General features: G+C 64.8%; 26 protein-coding genes. 11 read left to right on the forward strand and 15 right to left on the reverse strand.

Annotation, left to right across the window (positions count from 1 at the left end; all coding sequences use genetic code 11):
• Positions 1-10 precede the first annotated feature (10 nt).
• Positions 11-649, forward strand: coding sequence for a putative DNA-mimic protein (locus tag ON32_RS20870; RefSeq protein WP_217998087.1), 639 nt, complete (start codon positions 11-13; stop codon positions 647-649).
• A gap of 99 nt (positions 650-748) precedes the next feature.
• Here the strand turns inward: ON32_RS20870 and ON32_RS20875 are convergent, their stop codons facing one another.
• Positions 749-1201 carry a hypothetical protein gene (locus tag ON32_RS20875; protein WP_040792672.1) on the reverse strand — a complete coding sequence of 151 codons (453 nt, stop codon included), beginning with the start codon at positions 1199-1201 and terminating at the stop codon, positions 749-751.
• Between the two features lie 341 nt (positions 1202-1542).
• Between ON32_RS20875 and ON32_RS29050 the strand changes: the two genes are divergently transcribed.
• From ON32_RS29050 to ON32_RS20895, 4 genes are all read left to right on the forward strand, one after another.
• Complete coding sequence (locus ON32_RS29050) at positions 1543-2256, forward strand: IQM protein middle domain-containing protein (protein WP_157224274.1); 714 nt, start codon at positions 1543-1545, stop codon at positions 2254-2256.
• A gap of 8 nt (positions 2257-2264) precedes the next feature.
• Complete coding sequence (locus ON32_RS20885; RefSeq protein ID WP_040792674.1) at positions 2265-2864, forward strand: hypothetical protein; 600 nt, start codon at positions 2265-2267, stop codon at positions 2862-2864.
• 175 nt (positions 2865-3039) lie between these two features.
• Positions 3040-4323, forward strand: coding sequence for a TetR/AcrR family transcriptional regulator (locus ON32_RS20890; protein ID WP_040792675.1), 1284 nt, complete (start codon positions 3040-3042; stop codon positions 4321-4323).
• 13 nt (positions 4324-4336) lie between these two features.
• Positions 4337-4570, forward strand: a complete 234-nt coding sequence (locus tag ON32_RS20895) for an oxygenase MpaB family protein (protein WP_306307663.1) — start codon at positions 4337-4339, stop codon at positions 4568-4570.
• Between the two features lie 24 nt (positions 4571-4594).
• On the opposite strand, the gene ON32_RS20900 is transcribed toward ON32_RS20895, so the two are convergent.
• The 7 genes from ON32_RS20900 to mftA all read right to left on the reverse strand — a co-directional run bounded on the left by ON32_RS20900 (position 4595) and on the right by mftA (position 12393).
• Positions 4595-6034, reverse strand: coding sequence for an ABC1 kinase family protein (locus ON32_RS20900; protein WP_083874693.1), 1440 nt, complete (start codon positions 6032-6034; stop codon positions 4595-4597).
• A complete protein-coding gene (locus ON32_RS20905) occupies positions 6031-6330 on the reverse strand; it encodes an ATP-binding cassette domain-containing protein (protein WP_245551199.1) in 300 nt (99 codons plus the stop codon). Before ON32_RS20905 ends, ON32_RS20900 begins: the two co-directional genes overlap by 4 nt.
• Positions 6331-6522: 192 nt before the next feature.
• Positions 6523-6876 carry a beta-ketoacyl synthase N-terminal-like domain-containing protein gene (locus ON32_RS20910; protein ID WP_157224275.1) on the reverse strand — a complete coding sequence of 118 codons (354 nt, stop codon included), beginning with the start codon at positions 6874-6876 and terminating at the stop codon, positions 6523-6525.
• A gap of 772 nt (positions 6877-7648) precedes the next feature.
• Positions 7649-9133, reverse strand: a complete 1485-nt coding sequence (gene mftG, locus ON32_RS20920; RefSeq protein WP_040792680.1) for a mycofactocin dehydrogenase MftG — start codon at positions 9131-9133, stop codon at positions 7649-7651.
• A gap of 16 nt (positions 9134-9149) precedes the next feature.
• A complete protein-coding gene (gene mftF / locus ON32_RS20925) occupies positions 9150-10550 on the reverse strand; it encodes a mycofactocin biosynthesis glycosyltransferase MftF (RefSeq protein ID WP_040792681.1) in 1401 nt (466 codons plus the stop codon).
• A gap of 228 nt (positions 10551-10778) precedes the next feature.
• The gene (mftC, locus tag ON32_RS20930; RefSeq protein WP_083874694.1) at positions 10779-12284 is read right to left on the reverse strand and encodes a mycofactocin radical SAM maturase; all 1506 of its coding nucleotides are present in this window, start codon (positions 12282-12284) and stop codon (positions 10779-10781) included.
• Between the two features lie 13 nt (positions 12285-12297).
• Positions 12298-12393: a mycofactocin precursor MftA gene (mftA, locus tag ON32_RS28140; protein ID WP_373284344.1), complete on the reverse strand. Its 96-nt coding sequence runs from the start codon at positions 12391-12393 to the stop codon at positions 12298-12300.
• 314 nt (positions 12394-12707) lie between these two features.
• Here mftA and mftR2 point away from each other — a divergent pair, with 314 nt between their 5' ends.
• From mftR2 to ON32_RS20945, 3 genes are all read left to right on the forward strand, one after another.
• Entirely contained in the window at positions 12708-13331 is a 624-nt protein-coding gene (gene mftR2, locus ON32_RS20935) for a mycofactocin system transcriptional regulator MftR2 (RefSeq protein ID WP_051133541.1), read from the forward strand.
• Positions 13332-13389: 58 nt separating this feature from the next.
• Positions 13390-14445: a ferredoxin--NADP reductase gene (locus tag ON32_RS20940; protein ID WP_040792682.1), complete on the forward strand. Its 1056-nt coding sequence runs from the start codon at positions 13390-13392 to the stop codon at positions 14443-14445.
• A gap of 758 nt (positions 14446-15203) precedes the next feature.
• The gene (locus ON32_RS20945; protein ID WP_157224277.1) at positions 15204-15452 is read left to right on the forward strand and encodes a hypothetical protein; all 249 of its coding nucleotides are present in this window, start codon (positions 15204-15206) and stop codon (positions 15450-15452) included.
• A gap of 202 nt (positions 15453-15654) precedes the next feature.
• On the opposite strand, the gene ON32_RS20950 is transcribed toward ON32_RS20945, so the two are convergent.
• Complete coding sequence (locus ON32_RS20950) at positions 15655-16422, reverse strand: glutamate racemase (RefSeq protein ID WP_040792684.1); 768 nt, start codon at positions 16420-16422, stop codon at positions 15655-15657.
• A gap of 9 nt (positions 16423-16431) precedes the next feature.
• Complete coding sequence (locus ON32_RS20955) at positions 16432-17628, reverse strand: NAD(P)/FAD-dependent oxidoreductase (RefSeq protein ID WP_040792787.1); 1197 nt, start codon at positions 17626-17628, stop codon at positions 16432-16434.
• Between the two features lie 235 nt (positions 17629-17863).
• Here ON32_RS20955 and ON32_RS20960 point away from each other — a divergent pair, with 235 nt between their 5' ends.
• The 3 genes from ON32_RS20960 to ON32_RS20970 all read left to right on the forward strand — a co-directional run bounded on the left by ON32_RS20960 (position 17864) and on the right by ON32_RS20970 (position 20835).
• A complete protein-coding gene (locus ON32_RS20960) occupies positions 17864-18220 on the forward strand; it encodes an SPW repeat domain-containing protein (protein ID WP_040792788.1) in 357 nt (118 codons plus the stop codon).
• Positions 18220-18831, forward strand: coding sequence for a TetR/AcrR family transcriptional regulator (locus ON32_RS20965; RefSeq protein ID WP_040792685.1), 612 nt, complete (start codon positions 18220-18222; stop codon positions 18829-18831). The genes ON32_RS20960 and ON32_RS20965 overlap by 1 nt, the downstream gene beginning before the upstream one ends.
• A 129-nt stretch (positions 18832-18960) precedes the next feature.
• A complete protein-coding gene (locus tag ON32_RS20970) occupies positions 18961-20835 on the forward strand; it encodes a hypothetical protein (protein WP_040792686.1) in 1875 nt (624 codons plus the stop codon).
• 108 nt (positions 20836-20943) lie between these two features.
• Here the strand turns inward: ON32_RS20970 and tuf are convergent, their stop codons facing one another.
• The 5 genes from tuf to ON32_RS20995 form a co-directional block, all read right to left on the reverse strand.
• On the reverse strand, positions 20944-22134 hold the full coding sequence (gene tuf, locus ON32_RS20975) for an elongation factor Tu (protein ID WP_040792687.1): 1191 nt from the start codon (positions 22132-22134) through the stop codon (positions 20944-20946).
• 84 nt (positions 22135-22218) lie between these two features.
• The gene (gene fusA, locus ON32_RS20980) at positions 22219-24321 is read right to left on the reverse strand and encodes an elongation factor G (RefSeq protein WP_040792688.1); all 2103 of its coding nucleotides are present in this window, start codon (positions 24319-24321) and stop codon (positions 22219-22221) included.
• 218 nt (positions 24322-24539) lie between these two features.
• The gene (gene rpsG / locus ON32_RS20985; protein ID WP_040722238.1) at positions 24540-25010 is read right to left on the reverse strand and encodes a 30S ribosomal protein S7; all 471 of its coding nucleotides are present in this window, start codon (positions 25008-25010) and stop codon (positions 24540-24542) included.
• 1 nt (position 25011) lies between these two features.
• Positions 25012-25386, reverse strand: a complete 375-nt coding sequence (gene rpsL / locus ON32_RS20990) for a 30S ribosomal protein S12 (protein ID WP_011211612.1) — start codon at positions 25384-25386, stop codon at positions 25012-25014.
• Positions 25387-25747: 361 nt separating this feature from the next.
• Positions 25748-26314, reverse strand: a complete 567-nt coding sequence (locus tag ON32_RS20995) for a DUF3558 domain-containing protein (RefSeq protein WP_040792689.1) — start codon at positions 26312-26314, stop codon at positions 25748-25750.
• Between the last annotated feature and the right edge of the window lie 4 nt (positions 26315-26318).

A 26318-nucleotide genomic window follows, 5' to 3' on the forward strand; every position in this document is an offset into this window, starting at 1 on the left:
GGGACTTGCGGTGGCAACACATTTATATGCCGAGGCACTGGCGGAGAACGACGATCCCGAGTATCTCGACGAATTGCGTGAGCATCTCCACGCGCTCGACGAACTACTGGTCGCCGAGAAACTCCCCCGGCATCGGGAGGCGACAACTCGCGGTCCCGAATCCTCTCGGGCGCAGGTGGACAGCGTGCCGTACAGTTTCGTGCATTATCTTCGGCGCGCGTACGCGCGGGCGTACCGGAATCCCGCCGAACCGTTGATACCGCTCGCCGACGGGGAGCATCCGACCGATGATCCGGTGCTCCACGGCTTCGGCGACATATGGGATTGTCACCTTCTCTGCCACTCGGATTGCGAGGGCTACTACGTACCGGTCGATTTCACGGAGGTGCTTTTCCCGGAGGACGAACTGGGTCTGCCCGGAGGGATGGTCGGATCGAGTGTGGCGCTGTTGCGCGAACTCGACTATGTCGCACCGCATCTCGGGATAAACCTTGTCGCCGGCGAATTGACCGATGCCGAAATCGACCGGGTCTATACGGAAAACGGCGATGACGAACATCCGCTGTACCGCGAACGGGAGACGTGGGTGCTCCTCTACGAGGCGGCCCGTGTTTCCGTGGCGAACAGCACCGTCATCACCTTCTGCTGAGTGGCTTGGCGATTCCACCCCTGACCGACCGGACACATCCGGACGGTCAGGGGTGCCGAACGGCCCCTCATCGACGGCGGGCCGACTCGGAGCGATCGCTCATACGGTGACCTCACCCGAGCACACCGGCGCGGGCAGGGTCAGCAGACCGTGGTTGACGGCGGAGACGGTGATCTGCACCCGTCCCGGACCGCTGTTCACCTCGTAGAGCTGGTAGCCGCTGGTGTCGTCCAAGGCGTGCCGATAACCGATCTGGTGCACGCCGCTGCGGCCGTTGTCCAGGTTGCGCCATTCGACCCGCGCGTCGGTGGTGTAGCCGAATATGCTCTTGCTGTCCGAGAGGAAGGTGAAAACACCGGGAACCTCCGTCCGCGTCACCACATTGCCGCCCCCGTTGTAGGGCAGGTCGAGGATGTTCGGGCTGACACCGTAACAGTTCATCGCCACATACTGATAACGGGTTTCCGCTTGCGCGGGTGCGGCGACGGCGGTAACGAGGCCCGTTGCCGATGCCGCGAGGGCGATAGCCGCCATAGCACGTCGAATGCGCATCAATCAATCCCTTCGTACTCTTCTGCCGTACCGATCTCCCGGTTCTCCACCCTCGGCACGAGTCCATATCGAACACAAGCGATTTCACCGCATACATATAAGCGATTTCACCGCCATCAACCCTTATCACAACTCCTTGCCCGGGCGATCTTCTGGCCACCGACGCTCCCGTCATCCGGCAGCGACGAGAGACATCGGCGCGGGATGGACGAACGGTCCGTCGACGAATGTCTTCGCAACGACACCGGATCACATGCGGGAACCGATTCGCGATACCTCGACCAGGGGAAACGACTTGGTTATCATGCGGTAATGGCATTACCCCGATACGGTACCAATATATGAGAAAACCTTCCGGGATTCTCGGCGAGGTAGCCCATCGAGTAACGAAATTCTTGCACAGCGGCTCGAGTCTTTCATCCCGCGCCTACAACGAGGGGGCGCGGGAATTACGCCAGGCGGTGCTCACCCACGGCAACCACCGGGGTGAGATACCGATTGATTTCATGTCCCCGCGCGAGCGATCCTCGATCGACTCGCCGACACTGGACTCGGAATTCGGGGTGGAACTGTACAGAAGCTCTCCACCCTTCATTGTCACACCCTTACGCAAGAAGTATTGGGGAGAAAACAAGCTGGGCAACAGGATATGGAATGGCAATGCCGTAAAGTATTACGATGAACAAAATCGACAAAAATTTTCACTTTCTACACATGACGGCAAGATATACGATGCATACGGAAGACCGTTTCATACGGCCGGACTCGGCTACGAAAAGAACGGCCACGTGATATTCGTGATGGACGAGCAGGGTCGTTTCTTCGCGTCCAAATACAACAACGAGGGGGAGTTCCATCATTCGAGCCTCGTCGCCGGAGAGCCCGTTGCCACCGCTGGAACCATACGCGTTACGGATGGAATATTGCAAGAGATAACCAACTTCAGCGGGCACTACAAGCCGAATAAGTCATTTCTCCTGCAAGCTGTACATCATCTGCGTTCCCTGGGGGTCGGGATACAACCCCATCAGGTTCACTTCTACGTCGAAAAGTGAGCGACACAATGGATCCAGCAGCATGGAACGGCCTGGTTACCGCCATCTTGTACCGGGTCGAGTACCGGTCGATATCGGCGAGAATATCGGCCGCGGACATAGCCGGCGATATCATAGAAAATCCTCTTTTGAAGCTGACCGCACAGGAAGAACACGAGATCCTGAGCACCGGCCTGTCCTCCGGCCTTCCTTTACCGAGGATTGTCGAATCCAACCGAAGCGAAAAAGAAGCTCTCGAGTTCCTACAAGAAATCGTGTCGACCATGGACGACCTTCGCCCGTGGCCGACCCCAACTTTCGAGCGATTACCGGAAAATCGTTTGAACGACTTCCGCTCGGTTACCCCACTGGCCTATACGGAAACCCCGGTGAACGATCTGGAAGCTCGACTACGACGGGTATTCGACCACCGACAAGATTATGGAGAATTCCTACTCATTCGTCTTTCTTCCAAGTTGGAGATAGGGCTCCTCCATCCGTTCTCCGCAGAATCGGACAGAACGGCCGTCGTTGCCGTGAACAGGCCCGTGGGGTCATCGGCGCAAGAAGCGATACGCGAACTCACGGAGTCGACCGGTCTGGCACCGGAATCGTTCGTCGTGTGCTGAACCGTCGCCGTCTTCCTCGGGCATCGTATCCGGACTCTCGGAGACGGTGAGCGGGAAGCGATCACCGGCCCCGACGGGGGACCCGAGGTACCGACGTCCGACCAGGAGGCGATAATACGAAGGTGCGTCGGAACACATTGCCAGTTGACCAACCGACCGGCGATACCATGGCCGGATGAGTGTCGACAATCGCCGTTCCGTGCGCGCGAGGAACAGCAAAGACCTCGTGAAGGCCGGCGAACCGGCACCTCGGGAGATTCGCCGTCGGCCGAAGAACCGCCGGGCCCAGATAGCCGCCGCGGCGGCCAATGCCTTCGGATCACTCGGCTACCACGGTGTGAGCATGGAGGATATCGCCTCCGGCCTCGGGATCAGCTCCGCCGCCCTGTACCGGCACTACCCCAGCAAGTACGCGCTGTTCCGGGAGGAACTGTTGCGAGTGGGGCAGGCCATGACCGAATCGGTACGACTACCGGACGGGGCGGAGCAGTGGCTGCCCGAGCGTCGGTTCCGTCACCTGCTCGAGGCCCTGATCACCGCCACGGTGACCAATCGGGCCAGCGTCACCCTCGTCCGCTGGGAGGGCCGTTACCTCGAACCCGATGACGAGCGAACCCTCGTCGAACAGCAGAAAACCGTCTCGATCGCGATCGACACCCAGCTCGCGTTGCTGCGTCCGGAACTCTCGGCCGACGACCGCGGCGTCCTGGTCACCGCTATTCTCTCGGCCATCACCAGCATCGCCGACCACCATGCCTCGCTCCCGGCGAAACCGTTGACCGCGCTGCTGATCGCGGCATGTATGGATCTGGCGGGCACGACGCTGCCGCCACCCGTGGCGGGCGAGCCCGCCCGGCCGGTGGAGATCCCCAAATCCTTCAAACACGAACTGCTGTTGCGCAAGGCGGTCGAACTGTTCCACGCGCGCGGCTACCCGAATGTGAGTGTGGAGGACATCGCCACCGCGGCGGGACTGTCCGCCGCCTCGGCGGTATACCGCTTCTATCGCGGTAAAAGCGATATCCTCACCGCCGCGTTCCGGCGCGCGGCCGACCGGGTGGCCAGCGCCATCGGCCCCGCGGTGGCGGCCGCCGACACGGCGGAAGCGGCGCTGACCTCGCTCATCCGCCAATATGTGGAAGGTTCCTTCGCCGAACGCGAACTCACCTTCGTCTACTACACCGAGTTCCAGCACGTACCCGACGAGGAACGTCTCGCCCTGCGCACCATCCAACGGGTCAGTGTCGAAGAGTGGGCGCGGCTGGTGCGCGAGGTGCGCCCAGACCTGTCCTCGGCCCAGTCCCGGTTTCTGGTGCACGCCGGTTTCGCCCTGGTCGTCGACCTGGGCCGCACATTCGACGCCGCCCCCATCGCATCGCGGGAGCGAGTCGCGCGGCTGGTGCAAACCGTACTGTTCGGGCGCCCGGCACAGAGCCGAGGCGACGGATCAGAGCACTAGAAGTGCGAGTAACTTGTCCGTCAGGCCCCTGGGGTTGAAATTCCTCATCATCGGGCTCCTCGCTCTGCATTTCCGGGAACAACCGAACGTCACCTGGACAGCGGCCGAGCAGCGCCGATTCGAACATCTCTTCCTGTTCGTAGCGTTCGTCAACCGGTTCATCCGACACGGCGGCCGCCATGCGCTGATGGCGGATACCCGGCGCCGGAGCCGGAAGGACAAACCCGTTGATCCGAACCGAGCGTGACCGACCGGCGACGACGCCGGCCGGTCAGAACTCCGGCAACTCGATGCCCTCGCGGCGCGCCGCCGCGGCGACCTCGTCGGGAAACAGGTTGCGCAACAGGAACAGATCCGTCCCGAGCTGCCATCCTGGCGCCAGCGTGATGGCATAACGTTCGAAGTAGCCCAACTGCTTCCCCATGAGGATCAGTTGCTGCGGTCCCGCGACACCGCGACGGGCCCCGAACTCCACCAGCATGGTGGTGACGGTCTTCAGATCCAACCGGGCCAGTTCACCTTTCAGGATGGGTCCGAGCACCATGGCCAGCTGACGCCCGATCGCCATATCGTCGGCGCTCTGTTCCGCAAACAGGTCGAGCTCTCGCAGGGCGGTGACAACGGGGGTGAAATCACCGCCGAACGCGCTCGCGTGGAACAGCGCGCGCACCAGCTCCCGCCACGGCGGCGTCATCGTTCCCACGATGCCGAAATCCAGCATGGCCAGCCGCCCGTCGTCGAGCAGCCACATATTGCCCGCGTGAACATCGCCATGAAACAGCCCGTGCACCACCACACCCTCGAGCCACACCTTCACCAACCGGCGAATGAGCATCTCCGGGTCGGGGTGCGCCGCGGTGATGGCGTCGAACCGGTCCAACGGCACACCGTGCATCCGCTCCATACAGACCACCCGCCGGCTGCACAACTCCCAGTACACCTCGGGCACCGTGACCGCGTCGTTGTCCCCGAACGCGCCGATATTGTCGCGAATCCGGCTCTGGTTGTCCGCCTCGATCAGGAAGTTCAATTCGGTGACCGTCACCTCGTACAGGTCACGCACGACACCCACGGCATTGGCCACCCGTGCGGTCTGCGAACGCCGTTCCAGCAGCCGCGCCAAGACCAGGGCCGCGCGCAGGTCGACGATCATGCGGCGAGCGATACCGGGACGCTGCACCTTCACCACGGCCTCCCGGCCATCGGCGAGCACGCACGCATGCACCTGCGCCACCGATGCCGCGGACAGGGGTGTGTCCTCGAAACTCCTGAACAGGTCCGCGATCGAGCGACCCAGATCCTGTTCGATGATCCGGCGGGCCTGCGCCGCCGGGAAGGGCGGCATATCGTCCAGACACCGCAGACAGGCATCGGACAGTTCGCGTGGGAAGGCGCCGGACGACGAGGCGATCAGCTGGCCCAGTTTGACGAACATCGGGCCGAGCCGTTCGAAGGCATCGACCACCCCCTCGGCGAGCACCTCTCGCATACTCCGTTGTTTCCGGCGACCACGCGATACGACGGTGGTGAGCATATGGCCGATCAACCGGCAGGACATCCGGGTCACCAGCACGAAACCGATGACGACGACCCGGAACGTCTCCGATGATCCGAACGTCTCCAAAGGCGGCCGGTGGACCGTGAATTCCGTTTCCGACGGCCGCTCGCCTCGGGTCGAATCGTCGACGGAGGGACGTGGCGCGACGCTCATAGGGCCACCACCGCCGGATCTGCCACATCCGCCCCGCCCATCGGCTCGGCCGCCACCGTCGTATTGTCCGGCACATATCTCGCGCGTTGCCGCACCTCGACCGCCATCACGGCACCGATGGCATGAACAAGAGTCGTCTTTCCACATCCACTCGGACCGAGCAGACCTGTTACCTCACCCGCTCGGATACCGTACGACAAACCGCGCGAAGCGGTTTGCCCACCTCGTTCGACTACCGGATTCTCGACGACAACGGCTGTGCTCGACATTTCCATCACCATGGGGGTATCGGTCACGGTGGTCAACCTACTCGGCACATATGGTATTGAAACCCGAATCCCTCGAGGAAACGCCCTTCACCCGAAAAAGCGTTGTGGATACCCTAACTCAGAGGGGTGTCACCCGTCTCGATCTGCAGTGTCACCCGGAAATATCGGTCGTCGAAACCGGTACCGGTACCGTCATGAGGGCGTCCTGGACTTTGTCGTTCATTTCGATGGGCCCCGGAAAGAACGCGCATACGACGGCATCGAATATCTGGAACGGATGCGAACGTCCAGCCGGACCCGGCTGTCGGCTCCTGCACCGACCTCCCGCATGGTCGGCGTTATCGCCTTGGCGGCACAGGACCCGTCTGCGCTCGATGCGGTCACGTGGTGAGTGCCGACGACCTGACCGTAACCACAGACCTCGGCGTATACGTGCGCGCCGCGGACATGTGCCGATTCGAGCGGTTCGAGCAGTGGCATCCCCACCCCTCCGCCGAGTACGAACCCGTCCCGATCGGCGGAGAACGATTGCGCCGCCCCGTGCGGATCGTCATTGCGCTTCGCAAAAGGCACACACATCCGCATCCGGCGTCCGAACGGCCCTCTCGGAAACCGAACCCGACGTCCTCATCTCATATGTGCACTGGTATATCGGCACTCGTCGCTTTCATATCGCGGATCGGAAACCGGGTCCGGCAATCCCCCGGGTCCGTCTACACATCCCACGACACCGGCCTGTGCCACAAGGGAAATGGTGAATGCCCGGATCATCCGCGAAGTCACCACTCGATTCCGGACGACAGGATCGGGATACCCCGATGGAACAATGATGGATTCTTGTAAATCATTCGGACGCAACGGTGATGGAAAATTTCCATACCACACCGGAACCGTAGTTGCGCGGTGTTCTGCATCGACTCGGTGGTATCGCGATGCGGGCAGGGCTCTTGACACCGAATGGGCTCGGCACATTCGGATATGGGATAAGCCTCACTCGAAGCCATTATGGCGAACCCTCCGCAACCGGCATCTCCGCTATCCGGCATTCCCGCATCGCGCGTACGCGAACTCGGCGCCACATCGGGTCCCGCGAGAAATCCACGCCGGTGCCGGACCTTCCCCGTGCCCGGCGCCGGCGTGGAACCGGTGATCACGAGTCGCACTTGGGATCTCGTTCACACCGATGTCCAGGGTACTGGCAATCGTCGAGATACCGGGGAGGTCCCACCGGGGTGTCTCGACGTTTTCGGCGCATTTGTGCCGAGAGATATTGGTAGCGCATCGATCACGTTCGGCCGCCGCAGCGCCGAACGACGCCGCGGAAACGCGGGCTGCAAGCCCGTGATCAGCGCAGATACTCCGCAAGCCGTTCTGCGAGCAGCACTGTCGTCGCCTGTGGGCCCCTACTCAGGGCCACCGGCACGACGGAGAGATCGGCCACCGACAATCCGGAGATGCCGTGCACCGCGCCCCGATCGTCGACCACCGCGCGCGGATCACCGGCCGAACCCATACGGCAGGTTCCGGACAAATGTTGCGAAGTACCCAGCGATCGGGTCAACCACTCACCCGGTACGGCGTCCGGAACCGTCCCGTCCCATTGGGGATCGGCGGAATCCACCGGGCGCGCACCCATCCGCCGCAGGAGATCCAGGGCCAGTATCGAGGCATCGCCCAGTCGGGATCGGTCGGATTCCTCGGTGAGATATCGATATTCGATGATCGGCGGCACCAACGGATCGGCCGACCGCAACCGCAGCGATCCGCTGCCGTGTGGGCGCATGAGAGCGATTCCCAACTGCCGCACCCTCGGCGCGAAAACAATCGTGTACGGCCGGATCTCGATATCCGCGAAGGCCAGAATGGATTCCAATGGCACCGTGCGCCCCAGCGCCGCCGGATGACGGTAGGTGATTCCGATTTCGGGATGGTCGACACACCACGCGCCGACCGGGGACGGACACACCACCGGAATTCCCAACGCCCGCAAGTGGTCGGGCGGCCCTATACCGGAACGCAGCAGCAGGGCGGCCGTCTCGATCGCGCCCGCACACAACACCACACGATCGGCCCACAATGTCCGTTCGCGGCCTTCGCTCACACAGTCCACCCCTGTCACGCGATCGGCGCGGAAACGGAGTCGGGTGACAATCGTGTTCCCCGTGAGGGTCAGATTCGGGCGCGACAGGGCCGGCAGCAGGTACGACCGAGCGGTGCCTATCCGCTCCCGACGCCCATCCGCATCGGCGGGACCGATATTGCACGGCACCGGCCCCACCCCGGAATCCGGTCCGCCGGGCACGGCGTTCCAGTCGGTGACCTCGGGAAAGCCGAGCGTCTCGCAAGCCGAGGCGAAATCCTCGGTGAGCTTCGCGGTTCGGGATATCCGTCGCACCGGCACCGGCCCACCACGACCGTGTCCGGGGAGGTCGGCGAAGTCGTGGTCGTGCTCGAGCGCCCGATAATACGGCAGGACCGTCGGAAAATCCCAGGCGGAACTGTCGACCTCGCTACTCCAGGCGGCGAAGTCCTCGGCGGTGGCGCGGATGAAATAGCATCCGTTGATCGAGCCGGAACCGCCCACCACCGCACCACGCACGATATTTCCCGAACGATCGGCGGTGAATTCGACCGGATAGCTCCGTAACCAGGGGGCATCCGCGACGAGCGGAAGACCGGTGCCGTCGCGCAACTCCTCGGGGAACAGGTCGACGGCGGTCCACACCGAACCGGCCTCAACCACACGCACGGTATGCGATGGATCCTCGCTCAGCCTGGCCGCCAGTACACACCCGGAGGTCCCGGCGCCGACGATCAGGGTGTGCACCATTCGCAACGAACCCGGCTCAGCGCGGCGGCAGGGTGGGTCGTAGCGCCTTGGGGCTGCGCGCTCGAATCGCGCCCAACCACAGGCCGGCCCCGTAGCCGATATCGTCGAGTCGCCGGAAGACCAGATAGCGCAGTGGGTCCAATCCACCGGAATCACGATGGGTGTACCAGTCGGCCAGACCGTCGGCCAGCGCCATGGTCAGCGCGATACCTCGGATACGCCGGGAGAACAGCATGGCCAGCAGGGTCACCGGCCAGTAGTGCCGGCACATGGCCGACGCCAACCGCCACACCCCGGCGCAGTATCCGCGGGCCAGATAGATCGCGGCGACCCGGGTGGGATTGTCGACACCGGTGAACACCGGACGCATGCGGCGCAGCGCGGCCAGCAGGGTGATCGCCCCACCCGCGAAACCCCACCGGGTGCGGGTGGCGAAGAGAACCGTCGCCAGCACGGTCCAGATCGGCACCGACAGGGGCGTCACCTTCCCGTCGTGCCGTTCGCTCAGCGGCGCGGCGCCGGTCCCGTAGAAAACCTTGCGGCGAAACCAGTCGCGGAACGACACCCGGTGATCGTGGGCCACCTGAGCGGCGGGTTCGTAGCGCAACCGCCATCCCGCGCGTTCCAGCCGCCAACACAGGTCGACGTCCTCGGCCACTCGCATGGTCTCGTCGAAACCGCCCTCGGCCAGCAGGACATCGCGCCGCACCAGCAGAGCCGCGCTGGGCACGTACGACACCACGCCGCGCGACTGCACCGCCGATTCGCGGCGGCCCAGGTCCAGGGACGAACGGGTGTGTTCGTAGCGGGCCAGGGTATTGGACTCCGGGTCGAGTGCGACGATCCGCGGCGCTACCAGCGCCACCTCCGGATCGCTGAAATGGCCGAGCATCACCTCCAGCCAGCTGCTGCGTGGCACCACATCCGAATCGAGGAAGGCCACGAACTGGGTTGTCGCGGCTCGTAAACCGGTATTGCGGGCCGCGGCCGGGCCGCGTTGCCGTTCATGGCGTAGCACGGTGACCCGGCAGCGCAGCCCCTGCTCGTCGGGCAACCACACCGGTTCGTCCGAACCGTCGTCGACGACGATCACCGTATGGCCGCGCAGTGCGCCCAACAGACGCAACAACCCGGCCTGGTTGTTGTGCAGCGGCACGATGATCGTGACGTCCTGCGGCGAGGGCAGTAACCGGGGCCGGGGGTTGGCCACCCCGGAGTCCAACAGCCGACGGGCCACCACGGCCGACCGGGGGCCGTTCACCTCGAGATATCCGTCCCCGATCATTTCCGCGGCCTCCGGAGCAAGCCGCAGCAACCGAGTGGGCGAACCACCGATCAGGATGCGTCCCCCGGAGTATGCGCGTACCCGCGGGTCGATCCGCACCCCGAATCCATCGGGCAGGCGATCATGGCGCATTCCTGGCATGTTAACTGCAGATTCGACCGCTGACATCAGCACGGTGGGAAAAAGTATCGGGGTACGGAACAACCAGGCGAATCCATAACCGAGTAGGCCATGATCTGCGTCACCCCGTGCGGACGCGCGGGTGAATCCCGGCCCGGAGCAACGGTACAGCAATCACTCGACTGCCGTATCGTCACTCCGGTTCCACTCATCACATAGGCCCCATGAGCCGCAATGGACTCATACCAAGGGGCTTTCGTCACAGGCCCGCTTCGGCCGCCGCGCCGGTGGCAGCAACGTCAGCGGCACCGGTCCCGTCGACCGGGATCGGCGGGGCGCCGAAGTGCGCGAGTGGTCGACGGCCGGGCGGGGGATGACCCGACCGGTATCGGCCAATGCCGCGGCACCGTAACCCTGGACACATTCCGGGTCGGGGCCGTCGGCGGGAAGACCGGTGAAGAACTTCGCCGCCATACACCCACCCCGGCAGGAGTCGTAGTGGGCGCATGAGGAACAGGCCCCGCCGCCGCTGGGCTCCCGCAGTTCGGCGAACAACTCCGATTCTCGCCACACCGCGGCGAAACCGCCGTCGGCGACCACATTTCCGGCATGGAATCGCTCGTGAATGGCGAACGGGCAGGCGTATACATCACCCACCGGATCCACCAGGCACACCACGCGACCCGCACCGCACATATTGAGACCCGGCAGCGACTGTCCATAGGCGGACAGGTGGAAGAACGAGTCTCCGGTGAGCACACCCTCGCCATTGCGCAGCAACCACTCGTAGAGCTCCCGCTGCTGCTCCGGCAGCGGATGCAGCTCGTCCCAGACATCGGCGCCCCGACCGGACGGTCGCAGCCGGGTCAGCCGCAGGGTGGCGCCGTACCGATCGGCGATCTCCCGGAACCGGTCGAGCTGGCCGATATTGTGCCTGGTCGCGACCACCGACAGCTTGGCGTCGGCGAATCCGGCGGCGGCCAGGTTCTCCAGGGCCCGAATCGCCATATCGTAGGAACCGGGCCCGCGCACGGCATCGTTGACCTCGGCGTCGGCGCCGTCCAGCGAGATCTGTACATCCACATAGTCACTGGCGGCCAGCCGCTGCGCGACCTCCGGGGTGATCCGCACACCATTGGTGGAGAACTTCACCCCCACCTGGTGGGCCGTCGCGTAGTCGACGAGTTCCCAGAAGTCCGAGCGCACCGTGGGCTCTCCGCCACCGATATTGACGTAGAACACCTGCATGCGCTGGAACTCGTCGATCAGCGCCTTGCACTGTTCGGTGCTCAGCTCCCGCGGATCCCGCCGCCCCGACGAGGACAGACAGTGCACACAGGACAGATTGCAGGCATAGGTGAGTTCCCAGGTGAGGCAGATGGGCGCCGCCAGCCCGGATTCGAATCGATCCACCAGCCGCACCGCCGGGTCGGCCGGGGCAATATCCACCGGGGGCGGGACGGGCGCCAACTCATCGGTCGGCGGCGCGACGGTGAGCATGTCCGAATCGACGAGTTGGGTCAGCGCCTGCACATAGGGCGCGGCGTTCTCGTCCCGGACACCCGCCGCCCGCAGGGCCGAGCGGGCCGAGTCGTGACCGGGCAGTGAACGCACGATCTCGACGATTCGCGGGTTCTTCAGGAACGACAGTTTCCGGTTGCCGAAGTGGTACAGCAGCGCACCGAACGGCTCCGGCCGCAGCGCCACCCGCGGATGTAGCCGCCAGCGGGTCTCCAGGTCGAGCATTTCGGGCCGCCGGTCAGTAGACGCCGCACATGCCGTCGATGGAAACCTCTTCGATCAGGCTTTCCTCGATGAGCGGGGTGTCCTCGGAGTGCGCCGCGACGGTCCCGATGGGGCCACGGTGATCGGTATCGGCATGTCCGAAGGAACGGTTGTCCGCCATGGGTACCTCCACAGGTTGTGCCACACCATCGCCGTCACGGCCGGGCCGGCGGCGATGCCGACTGCGGCCGCCGACTGCGACCGCCGTCACACCATAACGTCATGGACTGACAAAATGGAACAGTTTTCAGATGACGGCCGCGCCCGATTCCACTTCGCCCTGGCTTTAGACTTCCGAAGGCAAGCAGCTGAATAACGGGCAGCTGAACGGGACGTATCGGGCAATACCGCTCGGCGCGCAGAGGTGGCATGGGAGTCGTGCGTATGCAGACGAACGGGGGCGGCAATACGCTGTCGGAAACCGAGATCGTCGAGGCGGCCCTACGGGTCGTACGCGCGGACGGCGTGGAGAAGCTGTCCATGCGCCGATTGTCCCGCGAACTCGGCGTTTCCCCGATGGCTCCCTACTACTACGTCGCGGATAAGCGGGAGCTGCTGGACCTGGTCGCCTCGGCGGCCCTGGCCGGTGTCCGCAAACCACCGCCGGAGACCGGCCCCTGGCAGCAGCGGTTGCGGGATCTGGTCGACCAGATCGACGAGCGGCTGCGCAAACACCCCGGTCTCGGCGATGTGCTGATCGAGCAGATGCTGGGCAAGCAGCTCGACCTCATCGCGGCCATCATGGAGATCCTCTACGAGGCCGGGTTCGGGGAACGCGATGTGCTGTCCGCCTACGCCACCATTCACACCTACCTCTTCGGCCGACGCCGGGTGAACCCACGAGATCTCGGCACCCCACCCGATGTGGTGATACCCGACAGCGTGCAGCGGGCCATGCGGCATCTGTCCGACCTGCGCGGCGGGTACTCCTACGACTTCGGGATGGAAGTGCTCATCGCCGGGCTGGAGGGTCGGCTTGTTCAGCAGGCCGAGGCCGACGTACGATGAAACTGAAACACGTTCTAGTTTTGTGGCGATAAGCGCCACGTCGGTACGAGAGGACGAGATGACCAGCGTCGAAGTTCCCCATGGCTCGCGCTCGGTAGTGCTGCGGGTCGCCGCGGTCGTCGCCGAAACCGCCGACGCCTGCTCGCTCGTCTTCGACGTACCCGATGAACTGCGGGAACGCTTCGAGTACAAGCCGGGCCAATTCCTCACCCTGCGCATTCCCAGCGAGCTGACCGGGTCGGTGGCCCGCTGCTACTCCCTGGCCAGCTCGCCCTACACCGACGACCGACCCAAGGTCACGGTAAAACGGACCGCGGGCGGCTACGGCTCCAACTGGTTGTGCGACAACGCCCGCCCCGGCCAGGAAATCGAGGTGCTACCACCGTCGGGGGTGTTCACCCCGAAGGATCTCGACGAGGACCTGCTACTCTTCGCCGCCGGCAGCGGTATCACCCCGGTGATGTCCATCCTGAAATCCGCGTTGGCCCGCGGCAGCGGCCGCATCGTGCTCGTCTACGCCAACCGCGACCAGGACTCGGTGATCTTCGCGACGGAACTGCACGAACTCACCCAGAAATACTCCGACCGACTCACCGTCATCCACTGGCTGGAAACCCTCCAGGGCCTGCCCACAGTCTCGGCGCTGACCGGCCTGTCCCGGCCCTACACCGAATACCGGGCCTTCATGTGCGGCCCCCGCGCCTTCATGGACAGCGTGCACGAGGCCCTCGGCGGGCTCGGTGTACCGCGCGACCGCACCCACGCCGAGATCTTCAACTCCCTCGCCGGCGACCCGTTCGCCGACCAGACCCCGGTCGAGATCTCCGAAGAAGAAGTCGCCGATGCGGCCACGGTCGAGGTGGAGCTCGATGGCGAAATCCACGAACTGCGCTGGCCGCGCAAACAGACCCTGGTCGATATCATGCTCGACAAAGGGATCGACGTCCCCTACTCCTGCCAGGAAGGCGAATGCGGGTCCTGCGCCTGCACCGTCCTGGAGGGCAAGGTGGAAATGGACAACGCCGAGATCCTGGATCCGGAGGACATCGAGAACGGATACATCCTCGGCTGCCAGGCGCACCCTGTCACCGATCACCTGCGTATCCAGTTCTGAATGATCGGGCCCGACCACCGTCCCGCGATCCACGAGACGCCGGCTCGGCGGCGCGGCGGTTCGGCCCTTTCCGACCTCCTCCACCGTGTCACCCACCCAGCCCATTCCAATATTTTCGTTCGTAAAAACTCCTGTAGTATCGACGCTCTTCACCACTGCGCTTGCGCTACTTTTTCCTATTCGGCGACTCATCCGGCCTCCGGCCGGGGTTGCTCGGGTGATAGTGAGCGATCTCGTGCGCGAGCGCATTGACGACTTTCTCCGTGATAGTGGCCAGACCGTTCACCTTGATCGGCGTCCACCGCATCGGGACGCGCCGAAGTCGGGCCGCAACCAATCGACCGGGTCGGGAAATACCACGGCAGCATCCTTGATCCTCGTGGTGGCCCGTGGGAGGAGATTGGACAGCCGCCCGACCTTCTCGGCAGCGAGAAACGTTACGGGTACCGTCGATTGATTCTCGCTCGCCACCACTACGTGCCGTACATCATTTGTGCGGCCAGGCCTTTCGTTGGACACAAGTGACGATGCAACCGTAGCGATTTCACCACTGACGGGAAGAAACTACGGTGTGAATGGTGAGTACGAAAAGCATTGATACCCTTGCCACACTTGGGCGCTCACGGAGAATTGGACCGCGAAAGCGCATACGAGCCGCGGTAGGCGCCGCGCTCTGCGCTGCGTTCTCCATCGCCCCGATTCTGGTCGGCACGGGTACGGCGAGCGCCTCCCCTCTGGTGCCCTGTTGGTACGGGCCGGTGGAAAGTCGACTGGAGGTGACCTGCGAGAACCACGACTTCACCCCGGCCACGGTGAAGATCGACGCCTGGTGCACCAATTTCGCCTACATCGGCCGGCAAGAGCGAATGGCGCCGCAGAGCAGCACGCATATCACCGGCGACTGCGGACCGGGCGCCCATCCGATCGTGTGGTTCGTGGGTGGCCGCAGCGATTGGGAGGAACTCAATCGGCGTTTGGACGATCTGGAACGCGACCACGATCGTTAACATCCGCAGCCAGAGCGCGATTTCGAGGGCAGTACTTATGTCCTACCCTCCTTTCGATTCTCTCCGATACAGAGAACCCCTGCTTCGGAGAGAATCGGAGGAAACGACGGCATTCCCCGGCAAACCGACGCGACTCTGAATTCCGTACAGATCGCCCTGCGCACCCGAACGAGACGCACGGCCCTGTTTCACGCAGCCGGGTTCAGGCCGCCGCGGAAGCGCCCAGGACCCGACCCGGTTCGAAAGCGGCCGCCCCCGGCGGCAACTGCCCGGGGCGGCCGCTGAGATACACCCGCACCTCCCCGTTTCCAGTGCTCGGACGTCCGAGTGCGTCCATCCGCCGCAAGGTCTGCGCGGCCACCGCCTGGGCACTGTCGAACAACCGCACCCCATCCGGCAGCGCGGCCGCGATACTGTCCACGACCAGTGGATAGTGCGTGCACCCCAGGACCACGCCCTCGACATCATCCGGGGTGCGAGCGACAGCATCGGCGATACGCTCGCGCACCGCGACCATATCGCCGCGGTCGACGGCCTCGGCCAAACCGTGGCAGGCCACTCCGGTCACCGTCGCGTCCCCACCGAACTTCGCGATGAGATCCGCCTGATACGGACTCGCCGTCGTCGCCGCCGTCGCCCACACCGCCACCGACCGGCACACCGCCGCGGCGGGCTTGATGGCGGGAACCGTACCCACCACCGGAATATCCGGCCCGACCGCGGTCCGGGTATGCTCGAGCGCGGTGACACTCGCCGTATTGCACGGAATCACGATGACATCGGCGCCGAGTTCCACAGCTGTTCGCGCGGTGCCGACAACCCGGTCGATGACCCACTCGCCGGGTTTGGGTCCCCAGGGCGCCCCTTCGGGGTCCAGTTGCAGCAGCAAATCCACATCGGGCCGCAGTTTGCGCAGCCACGCCGCGGTGGGCAGCAGACCGAAACCCGAATCGATGAGCGCAACGATCACGGAATCAGGTTATTGGCCCGCACCGAGCAGTTCGTCCACCGGGGCACCCGCGGCCACCTTCGCCCGCATCTTCATCACCTGACCGGTCATCCCCGCGCCCACCACCGCCGCCAATCGACCGTCGCGAAGGTAATAGGCGAGGAATTTGCGACCGTCGTCGGCGACGATACGCACATCGTCGTCGGGGCGGGGGGCACCGAGCGACTGGATCTTGACGTCGTACTGGTCGCTCCAGAAGTACCGCACTTGCGGCGCGCTCGGCGGTTCCACCCCCAGTAGCGCGCAGGTCAACAACTTCGCCTGCTCGCCCGCATTGGTCCAGTGTTCGACCCGACGCCACTCTCCGGAGGGATACCGCCAGGCGGCGACATCACCGACCGCCCAGACGCCGGCCACACTGGTGCGGCCCACCTCGTCGGTGAGGACACCGCCACCGAGCGCGGGGGCGGCCAACTCGATACCCGAGCCCTCCAGCCAGTCGATCACCGGCCGCGAGCCCACACCCACCACCACCAGATCGGCCCGCACCTCGCTCCCATCGGCGAGCACCGCACCGGCTACTCGACCGCCGTCGTCGGTGAGCAGCTCACGCACCCCCATACCGCAGCGCAGGTCCACCCCCTCGGCGCGATGCATCCGGGCCACCAGCTCTCCCACCTGTTCCCCCAGCGCCGCCAACGGTGTCGGCTGCGGTTCCACCAGCACCACCGCCACCCCCGCGGCACGGAAACTCGCGGCCAGTTCACAGCCGATGAAACCGGCGCCGATCACCAATGCCCGACTCGCCGTCTTCAGCTCCTCGCGCAACGCGGCGGCATCATCGTGGCTGCGCAGGACGTGCACACCGGGGATCGCCTCGGTGCCGGGCAGCCATCGCGGCACCAGTCCGGTCGCGATGATCAGCTGGTCGTAGGCCTGCTCACCGCCATCGGCCAACCGCACCCGCCGGGTGGTGGTGTCCACCCCCACGGCCCGAGTGTTCAGCCGCAGCTCGATCCGCTGTTCGGTGAAGAATCCGCTCGGGCGCAATGTCGTATCGTCGATTTTCCCGCGCACGAACTGTTTGGACAACGGTGGACGGTCGTACGGTGGCCGCGCTTCGGCACCGAGCAACACCAACTCGCCCTCGTATCCGGCCCGACGCAACTCCTCGGCGGTGCGCAGCCCGGCCAGGCCGGCGCCGACGATCACAATCGGTGCGGTCATACCGAACTCCCTTCCGGCAACCGGCTCGACAGCGCCGGCCATGTTACGAATCGCACAATGTAGCTCACCCTAACCTGTATCGACCCGCAATCTTCGTGACGCACATCACGCAATATCGATGCCCGGATCGTCGCCCAATTGTGGCCGCGGCGCTGTCGACCGTCCGGTCAAACCGGTCTATACCGAGGTCGGAGATCTATTTCGGGTTCTGTTCCAGGAGAGGAGGGCCACCGAAATGTTCGCCGAAAGTCGCGCCCAAGATCTGATGGCCATGGTGCTCGGCGTTTTCGTCGCCCTGTCACCGCTATGGGTGGACACCAACAACCGCGCCGCATGGACGATGGTCGTGCTCGGCGCATTGATAGCACTCACTGCCCTGGCGCAGATGTATCGGCCGGAAATGTCCGCGGCCGACTACGCCATGGGCCTGTTCGGGCTACTGCTGTTCCTGGCCCCATGGGTCATGGACTACACCGCGTTCACCGGCGCGTCCTGGACCTCGTGGATCGTCGGGATCGTGACCATATTGGTCGCCGCGGCAGCACTTCCCGCTATCGCCGGGCGGTGGCACCGCGCCGTACCGCACCACTGATGACGTCGCGGCAGCCCGGACGGCGCCGCACTGCGGAAACGACCGGTGCCGCCCGTCTGCTCATCCTGGACGCGGCCGAGCGGTTGTTCGCCGCACAGGGATTCGATGCCACCAGCACCGCCGCCATCGCCGCGGCGGCCGGAGTACCGAAAGGACTGATCTTCTACTACTTCCCCACCAAAGAGGCGATTCTGTCGACACTGATATCCGAGCGGGTGCCGGAGCGGCCGGTCGTCGACATCACCCCGCTGGTCGCCCCCGGCGACCCGGCAACCAGTCTGCTCAATCTGGATACCGCCCTGAACCGGGACCGGCACGGCCCGGTGCTGCGGACGATCATGTGGCGGGAGGCCCGCACCCACCCCGAGATCGGCCGCCGGCTCCGCGGCGTACGAGATCAACTGCTCGATCTGACGGTGCGGGTACTACAGGCCAGCGTCCCGACACCACTGCGGCCGGGCACCCTGCGCGCCGGTGCGGCGGCCTGGGTCTCGGCCATGTTCGGTCTCGTCGACTGGCCGGCCACCCCGGATGGCAGAACACCGGCGAACGGGCCGGAACCACGGCGAGTGGCCCAGGTGATCGCGGCCGGCATGGCCCAGCTCGGGTGAGCCGGCCGCCGATGAACACCCGGTAACATACCGCTGGGAATGTAATTCTGGTCACTCGAGGCCCACACCCCCCGGCAGCGGGCATTCCGGGGGACCACAAATCTGTGTCGGCAGGTAACAATGGGCGGCATGGATGCCGAATACGCCAGCCTCGGAGACGAACTACGCGCCCGTCAGGAGGAATACCGGCGCACCCAGCAGAACTCCGAGTCGGGGGGATGGTCGAGCACGGGGTTGACCGGAGTCACCCCCGCGAACGGCTCCACGGTTCGACCCGAATTCATCTCGGAAAACAACTACGCGTGGACCCCGGCTCCCAGCCATACCGCACCACCGCCCGGGCCGCCGCAGCAGGCCGAATATCCCTCCGGCACATTCGGCAGCTACACCCCGGCCACGTTCAACGGCCAGAACGGGACCTATTCCGCCGGCACCCCGCACCCTCCGAACGGTAGCCAACCCGCCGACTCCGCCCCCACCGCGAACGATTCCTATCCATCGGATTCGTTCAACGGTCGGCACAGCTCGTACCCATCGGGCACGTTCAACGGCCTGATCAGTCCCGAAGGGCTCACGGACGGCGATGGTGACCCGGGTGTCTCCTCAACCGGCGGCTCCTACGCCGCGGCCCCCTTCGACGGGCAGAATGTCCCGACCACCGCCGGTTTCCCCGACCCCTCCGCCACCGGCGGACCCATCCCTGTCCCCGGATTCCCCGACACCGGATCCGCGACGGTGGTGAACGTTCCGAACACTTCCAAGTTCACCGCCCCACCGCAGCAGCCCGACAGCCACACATCGGCATCCGCTCGGCCGAACCAGCCCGGATTACCCGCCCTGCCGAGCGCCTATATCACGCCCACCGCTCAGGGCGACGATTCCCAACCCGCTACGGCGATCCTGCCCAAAACGGATTCCCTGCCCGCCCTGCCGACCCGAACCTCGACCATTCGACAGTCGACCCATCCGGTAGCACAATCGACCGCGGCGGCCCGGCCCACGCCACCCGCCGCGGAGCCCACGACCCACAACGACCGCTCCCCGGAAACGGCCGCATTGCACACCGCCGCGACCGAGACACCGCAATCGCGGACTCCCCCACCGGAAACACCCGCGATACCGGAGACACCCGCCCGGGAACCCAGATCGGCAGAGGCCCTGGCCTCTTTGTTGGCGGAACAGTTGGCATTGGCGGAGAAACTCTCCTCCGCGGCGGCTTCGGGGGAGAATCCCGTCTCGTTGTCTCCGACACGACAGACCCCCGAACCGGAAACGCACGCGGTGGATTCGTCGAACGATCAGGCATCGGACACAGCATCGGCCGCCCCTGCTCCTACACCGAGCCAACCGGCCGTACCGCGGCTCCCCGCCCCCGATGCGGACAACACCGCCTCCGCCCAGGCCGCCGACCATGCCGACTGGTTCTCCACGATCGCGGACGAAAACGCCGGTTCACCGTCCCCGACGCCGGACGGGGGCGATGAGTCGGGCCCTCGCATCACCGACCGGACGAGCGGTCCCGACGAGCTCCCCGACTCCGCCCGAGACGAAACCCACGCCGATCCATCCACTCCCGAGACACCACGGGCGACCACTCGAAGTGACCGCAGACGCAATGGTTCCGCCGAAACGCGTCCGCCGCTCACCGAGCTCCACACCGCACCGGTGCCCTCCGCGACAGTGGAACCCCCCGCCGAAATCGCCGACAGCCGAACCACGGCATCGGCGTCGACCGAAGCCCCGTCCCGACGTTCCCGACGCCGTAGCGCCGACAACTCTGAGATCAATATCCACCTGATCATGCAGTTGCTGCTGGCCAGCGACGAGCTCCACGACGTTGCGACCCGCGCCGAAGCGGGCGAGGCATCGATCGAAGAATTCGTCCACACCGCCCGGCAGGCCCGCGACGCGTCCCTGGCGGTGATCTCCGCGTGGTACGGCGGGACCGATCGGATGGTGAAATTCGCCCAGTCCCTTTTGCACGCGGCCGGCGAAGCGGACTGAACCCGAACGACGCGCCCGGATATCGGTTCCCCGCCCGGGCCGCGCCCGCTTCGATACGACAAAGGGCCGCTCCCTTCCGGGAGCGGCCCTTTTCGGTAGGAGCGAGTCCTACTTGATGATCTTCGTGACGCGACCGGCGCCGACGGTGCGGCCACCCTCGCGGATCGCGAAGCGCAGACCCTCGTCCATGGCGACCGGCTGGATCAGCTTCACGCTCATTTCCGTGTTGTCGCCGGGCATAACCATTTCGGTGCCCTCGGGCAGGGTCACAACGCCCGTCACGTCAGTGGTACGGAAGTAGAACTGCGGACGGTAGTTGTTGAAGAACGGGGTGTGGCGGCCACCCTCGTCCTTCGACAGGATGTAGGCCTGACCCTCGAACTCGGTGTGCGGGGTGGTGGTGCCCGGCTTGACGACGACCTGGCCGCGCTCGACATCCTCACGCTTGACACCGCGGATCAGCAGACCGGCGTTGTCACCGGCCTGAGCCGAGTCCAGCATCTTGCGGAACATCTCGATACCGGTGATGGTGGTCTTGGTCTTCTCCGGACGGATACCGACGATCTCGACCTCTTCGTTGAGGTTGATCACGCCGCGCTCCACACGACCGGTGACAACGGTGCCACGGCCGGTGATGGTGAAGACGTCCTCGATCGGCATCAGGAACGGCTTGTCGGTCTCACGCACCGGGTCCGGGATGGACTCGTCGACCGCGTTCATCAGCTCGAGCACCGACTCGGTCCACTTCGGGTCGCCCTCGAGCGCCTTCAGACCGGAGACGCGCACGACCGGGGCGTCCTCGTCGAACTCCTGCGAGGCCAGCAGCTCACGGACCTCCATCTCGACGAGCTCGAGGATCTCCTCGTCGTCGACCATGTCCGCCTTGTTCAGCGCGACCAGGATGTAGGGCACGCCGACCTGACGGGCGAGCAGCACGTGCTCACGGGTCTGCGGCATCGGGCCGTCGGTGGCAGCGACCACCAGGATGGCGCCGTCCATCTGGGCCGCACCGGTGATCATGTTCTTGATGTAGTCGGCGTGACCGGGGGCGTCGACGTGCGCGTAGTGGCGCTTCTCGGTCTGGTACTCGACGTGGGAGATGTTGATCGTGATACCACGCGCCTTCTCTTCCGGCGCCTTGTCGATCTGATCGAAGGCAAAGCTTTCGTTCAGATCCGGGTACTTGTCCGCCAGCACCTTGGTGATCGCTGCGGTCAGCGTGGTCTTGCCGTGGTCGACGTGACCGATGGTGCCGATGTTGACGTGCGGCTTCGTCCGCTCGAACTTCGCCTTCGCCACTGTGGTGTCCTCCTGGACTTGTTGGTGCTTGCTAGTTGCAGCAGTGCGGATTATTTACAGGGGGTCGTACTGACGACCCGGGGATCACTCCCCGGTCGCCTTGGCGATGATCTCCTTCGACACGTTGGCCGGAACCTCCGCGTACGAATCGAACACCATGGAGTAGTTCGCCCGGCCCTGAGTCTTCGACCGCAGGTCGCCGATGTAACCGAACATCTCCGAGAGCGGAACCAGCGCCTTGACGACACGGGCACCACTGCGTTCCTCCATGGCCTGAATCTGACCACGGCGGGAGTTCAGGTCGCCGATCACATCGCCCATGTAGTCCTCGGGCGTGGTGACCTCGACCGCCATCATGGGCTCGAGAATAACCGGACCGGCCTTGCGGGCCGCTTCCTTCAGCGCCTGCGCACCGGCGATCTTGAACGCCATCTCGGAGGAGTCGACGTCGTGATACGCACCGTCGAGCAGAGTCACCTTCAGGTTGACCAGCGGGTACCCGGCCAGCACACCGTACTGCATGGCGTCCTGGGCACCGGCATCCACCGAAGGGATGTATTCCTTCGGCACGCGACCACCGGTGACCTTGTTCTCGAACTCGTAGTGGGCGCCGTCCTCGCCGACGAACGGCTCCACCGAGATGATGACCTTCGCGAACTGGCCCGAACCACCCGTCTGCTTCTTGTGGGTGTACTCGAGCTTCTCCACCTTCTTGGTGATGGTTTCCCGGTAGGCCACCTGCGGCTTACCGACATTCGCCTCGACCTTGAACTCGCGCTTCATCCGGTCGACCAGGATGTCCAGGTGCAGCTCACCCATACCGCCGATAACGGTCTGGCCGGTTTCGGCATCCAGCTTCACCGAGAAGGTGGGGTCCTCTTCGGCGAGCTTCTGGATGGCGGTCGCCAACTTCTCCTGGTCGGACTTGGTCTTGGGCTCGATGGAGACCTCGATGACCGGGTCCGGGAAGGTCATGGACTCCAGCACGATCTGGTTGTTCGGATCGCACAGGGTGTCACCGGTGGTGGTGTCCTTGAGGCCGATCACCGCGTAGATGTGGCCGGCGGTCACCGACGGAACCGGGTTCTCCTTGTTGGCGTGCATCTGGAACAGCTTGCCCAGCCGTTCCTTCTTGCCCTTGGTCGCGTTGATGACCTGCGCCCCGGAGTCGACCTTGCCGGAGTAGACCCGGACATAGGTCAGCTTGCCGAAGAACGGGTGCACCGCGATCTTGAACGCCAGCGCGGCGAACGGCTCGTCGGCGCTCGGCTTGCGGCTGAGCACCTCGTTCTCGTTGCCGGGGACGGTGCCCTGTACCGACTCCACGTCCAGCGGCGAGGGCAGGTAGTCGACCACGGCGTCGAGCATGGGCTGCACGCCCTTGTTCTTGAACGCCGAACCGCACAGCACGGGGTAGACCTCGGAAGCGACCGTCATCTTGCGGATCGCGCCCTTGATCTCCTCGATGGTGAGTTCCTCGCCGCCGAAGAACTTGTCCAGCAGCTCCTCGTCGGACTCGGCGACCGTCTCCAGCAGCTCCTGCCGATACTGTTCGGCCTTCTCCGCCAGTTCGGCCGGGATCTCCCGAACCTCGTACTTCTCACCGAGCTTGGTCTCGCCGGTCCACACCTTGGCGTTCATCTCGACCAGGTCGACGATGCCCTCGAAGGTGTCCTCCGCGCCGATCGGCAGCTGGATGACCAGCGGTTTGGCGCCCAGGCGGTCCTTGATGGTCTGCACGGTGAAGTAGAAGTCCGCACCGAGCTTGTCCATCTTGTTGACGAAGCAGATCCGGGGCACGTCGTACTTGTCGGCCTGGCGCCACACCTGCTCGGACTGCGGCTCGACGCCTTCCTTGCCGTCGAACACGGCCACCGCACCGTCGAGCACGCGCAGCGAGCGTTCCACCTCGACGGTGAAGTCGACGTGGCCCGGCGTGTCGATGATGTTGATCTGGTTCTTGTTCCAGAAGCAGGTCACCGCGGCGGAGGTGATGGTGATGCCGCGCTCCTGTTCCTGCTCCATCCAGTCGGTGGTCGACGCGCCCTCGTGGGTCTCACCGATCTTGTAGTTGACGCCGGTGTAGTAGAGGATGCGTTCGGTTGTCGTCGTCTTGCCCGCATCGATGTGGGCCATGATGCCGATGTTGCGGACCTTGTTCAGGTCGGTGAGCACGTCCTGTGCCACGGAAATCTTCCCCGCTCGTAGCTAGTTGGGATTCTCGGCGACGACCCGGTGCGGCCGTCTTCATATCAAGGCCGGAAGCGAAATCTCGGTGCCACTTCCGACGCTGGGTGCGATACGGCGTATTCGCAAGTTCTGCCCGGTGACGACCGATCGCCGTCACCGGGCCCGAACGAATATGCCGTCTGCCTCCCGACCCCACAGCCTGGGCCGGGTAGACGTCACCAGCGGTAGTGCGCGAAGGCCCGGTTGGACTCGGCCATCTTGTGGGTGTCCTCACGGCGCTTCACCGACGCACCCAGGCCGTTGCTGGCGTCGAGCAGCTCGTTGGCCAGACGCTCGACCATGGTCTTCTCCCGACGCTGCCGAGAGAAGTTCACCAGCCAGCGCAGGGCCAGGGTGTTGGCGCGGCCCGGACGAACCTCGACCGGAACCTGGTAGGTGGCGCCACCGACGCGGCGCGGCTTGACCTCGAGGGAGGGCTTGACATTGTCCAGCGCCCGCTTGAGGGTCACGACCGGGTCGGTGCCGGTCTTCTCACGCGCCTGCTCCAGCGCACCGTAGACGATGCGTTCGGCAGTGGACTTCTTGCCGTCGAGCAGGATCTTGTTGACCAGCTGAGTGACCAGCGGCGACCCGTAGACCGGGTCGTTGATCAACGGACGCTTGGGTGCGGGGCCCTTGCGCGGCATATCAGCTCTTCTCCTTCTTGGCGCCGTAACGGCTGCGGGCCTGCTTGCGGTTCTTCACGCCCTGAGTGTCGAGGGATCCACGGATGATCTTGTAACGAACACCGGGAAGGTCCTTCACACGACCGCCGCGGACGAGCACCATGGAGTGCTCCTGCAGGTTGTGGCCCTCACCCGGGATGTAGGCCGTGACCTCGACCTGGCTGGTCAGGCGAACACGCGCAACCTTACGCAGGGCGGAGTTCGGCTTCTTCGGGGTCGTGGTGTAGACGCGGGTGCACACGCCACGACGCTGCGGGCTCCCCTTGAGCGCCGCCGTCTTCGTCTTCGCGACCTTGTCGCGGCGACCCTTGCGGACCAGCTGGTTGATGGTTGGCATAGACCGGCTTTCCTTATTGGTTATTGCGGTGTGGTGTAGGTCTGTCTGTATTCAGTTGCGGCGCTCACGCACCCTCGTTGGTCGCGAGCTCCCCGTGGGCCCGACGTTCGCGCCGCCTGTTTTCGAGCTTCAACCCGCACGTCCAACCACGTTTCTCGCGTCCCGAGGTCGGGCGTGTCGCGCGCAGTTCGGTTCCCACTTTCCGGGCACGCCGAATCCGTCGGCCGCTCTCGCTGGCCTACGGTACTGCGCTCGAACTTGCCCGCATGCTTCCGGGCACAGCGATCCACTGTACTCGGGCGTAGGAAGAAGGGTCAAAGTGGGGGTCACCGAGGGCTCGGAAACCGCCGAAATCGAGCGATCACCGTGCCAGATTCACGGTGAGTTCGACCAATTTCTTGGCCGCCCCGCACGGGTCCGGGTGGGCGCTTCCCGGTTGGTAGTTGACCCACCAACCGACCACGCCGGCGTCCGCGGCGCGCGCGCTCACCCCACACGAATCGGGATCGTTCGGCCGGCGGATCTCCAATGCCAGCGTGCCCTGGACCGTGGTGTTCGTCGTGGTGTAGCCGAGTTTGTCGTTGGTCGACCGCTCGTTGCGCAGATTGCCGTTCTCGTACCAGTTGAGCGTGGCCATTCCCGCACCACCCGGCGCGCCCTCCAGATCCCACATACAGACCGCCCCGTGAAACGAAGGCCTCGGATAACCGCCACCGACGGCGTCCGCGATCTGCTGCTCGGTCACCACGTGGCATTCACGCAGCAGCTTGTCGAAGTTCATATTGGCGTTCATATCGGCGTTCATATCGGCCTGGGTGCCGGCCCCGACCGGATTCGCGGAACCGGGAACGGTCTGCCCGCATGCCACCCCGGCACCACCCACCAGCGCCACGAGCGCGACCACCCCCACGGCGCCACGTACCCTCATGCCG

It is taken from the genome of Nocardia paucivorans NBRC 100373 (genome assembly GCF_000308675.1).
Classification (GTDB): domain Bacteria; phylum Actinomycetota; class Actinomycetes; order Mycobacteriales; family Mycobacteriaceae; genus Nocardia; species Nocardia paucivorans.